This is a genomic window from Gilliamella sp. Choc6-1 (assembly GCF_001690385.1).
Lineage (GTDB): Bacteria > Pseudomonadota > Gammaproteobacteria > Enterobacterales > Orbaceae > Gilliamella > Gilliamella apicola_A.
In genome coordinates this window covers 1-4,650 of sequence record NZ_LZHI01000002.1, presented here as the reverse complement: position 1 = coordinate 4,650, position 4,650 = coordinate 1, and the positions used below count along the sequence as shown (strand labels likewise).

At 32.3% G+C, this 4,650-nt stretch carries 7 protein-coding genes and 2 pseudogenes; all 9 read left to right on the top strand.

Going from position 1 to position 4,650, the window contains the following annotated elements:
- A partial coding sequence (locus tag A9G36_RS00050; protein ID WP_141670587.1) for an integrase core domain-containing protein occupies window positions 1–568 on the top strand: 568 nt, incomplete at its 5' end.
- Between the two features lie 51 nt (window positions 569–619).
- Window positions 620–919, top strand: a complete 300-nt coding sequence (locus tag A9G36_RS00045; protein ID WP_081296630.1) for an immunity protein TriTu family protein — start codon at window positions 620–622, stop codon at window positions 917–919.
- Between the two features lie 63 nt (window positions 920–982).
- A pseudogene (locus A9G36_RS09940) lies at window positions 983–1,111 on the top strand (RHS repeat-associated core domain-containing protein); the annotation flags it as partial.
- A 60-nt stretch (window positions 1,112–1,171) separates the two neighbouring features.
- Window positions 1,172–1,609 carry a DNA/RNA non-specific endonuclease gene (locus A9G36_RS00040; RefSeq protein ID WP_065585219.1) on the top strand — a complete coding sequence of 146 codons (438 nt, stop codon included), beginning with the start codon at window positions 1,172–1,174 and terminating at the stop codon, window positions 1,607–1,609.
- 13 nt (window positions 1,610–1,622) lie between these two features.
- Window positions 1,623–2,150 (top strand): SMI1/KNR4 family protein, encoded by a 528-nt coding sequence (locus A9G36_RS00035; RefSeq protein WP_065585218.1) that lies wholly within the window; start codon window positions 1,623–1,625, stop codon window positions 2,148–2,150.
- Window positions 2,151–2,492: 342 nt separating this feature from the next.
- Entirely contained in the window at window positions 2,493–3,473 is a 981-nt protein-coding gene (locus tag A9G36_RS10385; RefSeq protein WP_065585217.1) for an RHS repeat domain-containing protein, read from the top strand.
- 2 nt (window positions 3,474–3,475) lie between these two features.
- Window positions 3,476–3,817 (top strand): hypothetical protein, encoded by a 342-nt coding sequence (locus A9G36_RS00025; protein ID WP_065585216.1) that lies wholly within the window; start codon window positions 3,476–3,478, stop codon window positions 3,815–3,817.
- Window positions 3,818–3,869: 52 nt separating this feature from the next.
- Window positions 3,870–4,409, top strand: a pseudogene (locus A9G36_RS00020) (RHS repeat-associated core domain-containing protein); the annotation flags it as partial.
- 5 nt (window positions 4,410–4,414) lie between these two features.
- On the top strand, window positions 4,415–4,650 hold a 236-nt coding region (locus tag A9G36_RS10220), incomplete at its 3' end, for an AraC family transcriptional regulator (protein ID WP_065585214.1).

Genomic DNA, 4,650 nt, shown 5'->3' with positions numbered 1-4,650 from the left:
TTGTGAATTAAAGCTTAACCTCAGGGTAAAGCGTAAAAAACGTATTCCTCTACGATGCCCGGAAAGGTTATTAGCCCCCAATAAACAAGGTGAATGTTGGTCAATGGATTTTATGAGTGACAGTAGCCGTAATCAACGTCGCTTTAGGACATTCAATGTCATCGATGACTTTAATCGTGAGGCGTTAGGGATTGATATTGCAGTAAGCTTACCAGCAGGAAGGATTACCCGTTACTTAGATAAACTGGCCGAATATCATGGATATCCATTAAAAATACGGGTCGATAATGGGCCAGAATTTACAGGAAAAACCTTTATAAACTGGGCTAAATTACATGATATAACCATTGATTATATCCAGCCTGGTAGCCCTTATCAAAATGGCTATATTGAACAATTTAATCGTACCTATCGCACTAAAGTACTCTATTTATATCTTTTTAACAACTTAGCACAAGCAAGGAGAATAACCGAAGAATGGCTAACGATTTATAACACCGAAAGACCGCATGAGGCGTTAAATAACATGACACCACTCAAATATAAAATATTAAAACAAGCAGCTTAATTTTCTACATTAGTTGTGTACTAAGTTTGGGGTATTTACAAAATTTTTATTATGATAATAGATGAATTTTACAATTGGTATTTAACTTTAATACCTCCTAATAATTGTGAATTAGAAATACAAAAAATAAATTTTGGTGAAAATATATTAGATAGTATTCTAAAAAGAACTATAGTTATAGATATTACAAATGACAAATACATCGGAAAATTTGTTGTTTGGGATGATAATAGTTGTTTTTTTGAAATAATTGAAATTTTATCTGAAAAAAATGTTCTTCATCAACGAAAAGATTTTAATAATTTAGAAGAATTAAAAATTTTATATAAAAATATTGAGAAATATTTTTAATTGTGGAAAATACAGCCATAAAATTTGCTTTAACATGATGATAAATTTAACAATAGGCGATTCATACTCTTCATACAGCTAGGACAATATGAAGACGAAGAACTAGACCGGCTTTATTATAATCGTTTTCGATATTACGACAGTAATACAGGAACTTATATAAGCCAAGATCCTATAAGGTTCGAAGGTAACAACCCGAATTTTTATGCGTATACGTTTGATTCTAATTCGGAAGTTGACCCGTTTGGGTTGATGCCTGAATATTATGATTTAGACGGATTAGGAAGACCTACTGAAGGGTTTGCAGAAGTAACATCTTCTACTATTGAGATAGGCACACCGGCATCGTCTTCAATTAACCCTCCGGGTTGGCAAGGAGGAACTCATCCATATCATCAAGAAAGAGGACATTTAATAGCTAAAAATCATGGTAGAAGTGGAACAGATGCGCGAAATTTAGTAACCATTACAGATGGTACTAATCATCCAGGAATGACTATACACGAAAATAAGATAACAAAACATGTAAAAGCGGGTAACACCGTTCTAGTTGAAGTAAAACCTGTTTATATAGGAGATGATCTTGTTCCAAACAAAATAAAGATTTATGCAATAGATCAAAATATGAATGTGATCGTAGACACAGAAGTACAAAATGGATTAAGAAAAAATACTGTATGTTGTAACTAAACTGAATACAAGAATGATAGATTTAAAACTCATAAATTCTTTTAAAGAGCCTGTAGATAGAGATTTTTTAGATAACTATATATTTGGCAATAATAGGGAATTTCCTAATTCTTATAAAGATTTTGCAATTAATTATGGTTATGGGCTATTATGTAATTTATTTTTAATATATATTCCTATGGAAAATTATTGTGATTCGTGGCAAAATCAATTTAAGTTTATGAAACAACTATTTTCAGAATATATAGATAATGAATGGTATTTAACTTTAGATCCTGATGGAGATATTGTTTTAATGAGAGATGCCGTTCCTTTTGCAAAAAGTGAAAATGGAGAATTTTTGTTTTGGAACATTAATTCAAAATCTAAAAATAATGAATTTGATATTTATATCACTGATTTTAAAGGGTTAGGAGTTGTAAAAATAGCTGAAACACTTGATGAATTTGTGTATAAAATTACACATGCTGGAGATTATCCAGAAACAAAATATTTTATATCAAATTCGTTACCAGCAGAATTTAAATCAATATTAAGATAATGTTTTAAATTAGTATCACAATTTCAATTGTTAACAATCATCATGACTACGAATGAAATAATAAAAAAGGTGATTATTTTGGTTGCCTTTTGTTTTTTTAAGTAATTAAATTTCTTCGAAAATTTCATTTTTCATCTGTTTTCGTTTTCCAAAAACACAAAAAACAAAAAAGTTATCAACAGGTAGCCCAAACGCCTCAAATGGTTATCTGTAAAGGCTTTGCCTGTGTTTTATCCTTTTTCCCACTAAACCCTTATTATGCGTGTATTTTGGAGGGGTGGAGGTGGTGAAATACATCCCTAAAAATCCCCGTTAGAGCTCAAAAATAAAAAAGGAAACGGCATGCTCAAAGCGGTACGCAATCCACAAGGGGAATGGATCCGCTTTGAATACGACGCATTAGGAAGAAGAACAGCCAAAATTGTTCATACAAAGATTTATCGCTATCTTTGGGATGGAAATGTATTATTACATGAATGGCATTATGAGCGTGCACGGCGTCCTAAGGTTATTACTGACGAGCTGGGAATGCTTATTTTGGACCGACCCGAACCGGTCGAAAACCTGACCACTTGGGTTTATGAAGAAGGAAGTTTAGTACCCACCGCAAAGCTATGCGAGGGCAAGTGCTACTCAATTGTATCGGATTATTTGGGCCGCCCCGCGCAGGCCTATGATGACAAAGGGGAACTGGTTTGGCAGGTGGAGTTTGACATCTATGGCAGAATACGGGAAGATACCTTTAACAATCAGCCGTTTATTCCGTTCAGGCAACTAGGGCAGTATGAGGATGTAGAAACGGGGCTTTATTATAATCGGTTTAGGTATTACGACAGTAATACAGGAACTTATATAAGCCAAGACCCGATAGGGTTAGCAGGTAATAACCCGAATTTTTATGCTTATACGTTTGATTCTAATTCGGAAGTTGACCCGTTGGGGTTGATGGCTAAAGCAGGATCTGGTACACCTTTTCAAGTAGGAATACATGAAGATTTAATTAAAATTAATCAAGGAACGGGATTGGATTCGCATCATGTAGGACAAAAAGCAATAATGAAAAAATTTATTCCTGGATATGATCCAATGAAAGCGCCTGCTATTCTTGTCCCTTCAATAGGGCATACGGAGAAAGGGGTTGTTGGAATAGTATCTAGAAATATTAAAGGAATTAATTCAGCAAGAGATTTATTAGCTAGAGACATTAGGGAACTTAAAAGAGTATATCCAGATATTCCAAATTCAAAGCTAAAAGAGCTTATAGAGCTTAACAAGAAAATTTATCCTGAAGCGCTTAAAAAACCTGAAATAAAATGTAAATAAATATGAATGATATAAAATTTGTAGATAATATTATTAATGAAGTTATAAAAGGTAAATCTTCATATTATATAGATACCCTTAAATCTCTTAATAATAAAGAAATTAAAGACCCTGACTGGTTAAAAATTAAAAAGTTATATGATAGTTTAAATAACTCTCAAAAAGAAGAGCTTAAATCTCTTATTAACTTGATAACAGTTAATACTGTTAGTAGTATTTTTTCAAAATTAGATAATATTTCATCTTTTGCTAACCAAGAAGGTTTATTTGAATTACGTTCTAATGGTAAAATTATAAATGGTGATTTACTAGACATTTTTTGGGAGAGGTTAGAGAAAAAATAAACCAGTTAACCATTAAGATTGGTTTTGAATATAAGATAAAGAACAAAAGGGACTTTATTATAACCGCTTCCGATATTATCATCCTGAAACCGGCTTATATATTAGCCAAGACCCGATAGGATTGGCAGGTAATAATCCGAATTTTTATGCGTATGTGCATGATTCGAATACGATGGTTGATGTGTTCGGGCTTAGTGAGTGTTCTTTAGATGAATTAGTAAAGAAGGCGTCTAAGTGGCAAGGTCAGGGAGATTATCCAGGTATCGACGACTGGGTAGTAGGAAAGCTAAAAAAAGGTGATATTATTTATGGAGGGGTTCCTGGACAGTCAGAATTTTATTTATCTAAAGCAAGTCTAGAAGCTGCAAAAGGTTCAAAAGAAGCCTTATGGAAAAGTTCTCAAGTTAAGGCACATGATGTATTTGGTTACAGATCGAAAGTTCAAGCATATGAAGTACTAAAGGATACAGATGTAGCTACTTCTATAGTTAAGGCTAATCCTCATTTAGGAGATGGTGGAGCCGTACAATATTTTGTTGATAATTTTAGTGATGTTTTAAAGCCAGTGGGAAATACAATTGATTTATTTTAAAAATTATGGAAGTAGAAGATATTAAGGTCTGTGAACCAATTAGTATATTAGTTAATATTTTTTTGAATCATGGGTTTAAAATAATAGAAGAAAAAGTTAGTGACTACCATTTTCATGAATTATATTTTAAGTTAGAAGGTAAATATTTTGATGGCATTGATAATATTAATGTAGATAAAATAATAAGACAGAATACTAATATATTTTCATGTAATTGTCATTGGTCAATAGTAGAATTAGT

What these genes read in the sequence shown, in the direction of transcription:
- A9G36_RS00025 (WP_065585216.1), top strand. Translation starts at nt 3,476, where the DNA reads ATGAATGATATAAAATTTGTAGATAATATTATTAATGAAGTTATAAAA.
- A9G36_RS10385 (WP_065585217.1), top strand. Translation starts at nt 2,493, where the DNA reads ATGCTCAAAGCGGTACGCAATCCACAAGGGGAATGGATCCGCTTTGAA.
- A9G36_RS00040 (WP_065585219.1), top strand. Translation starts at nt 1,172, where the DNA reads ATGCCTGAATATTATGATTTAGACGGATTAGGAAGACCTACTGAAGGG.
- A9G36_RS00035 (WP_065585218.1), top strand. Translation starts at nt 1,623, where the DNA reads ATGATAGATTTAAAACTCATAAATTCTTTTAAAGAGCCTGTAGATAGA.
- A9G36_RS00045 (WP_081296630.1), top strand. Translation starts at nt 620, where the DNA reads ATGATAATAGATGAATTTTACAATTGGTATTTAACTTTAATACCTCCT.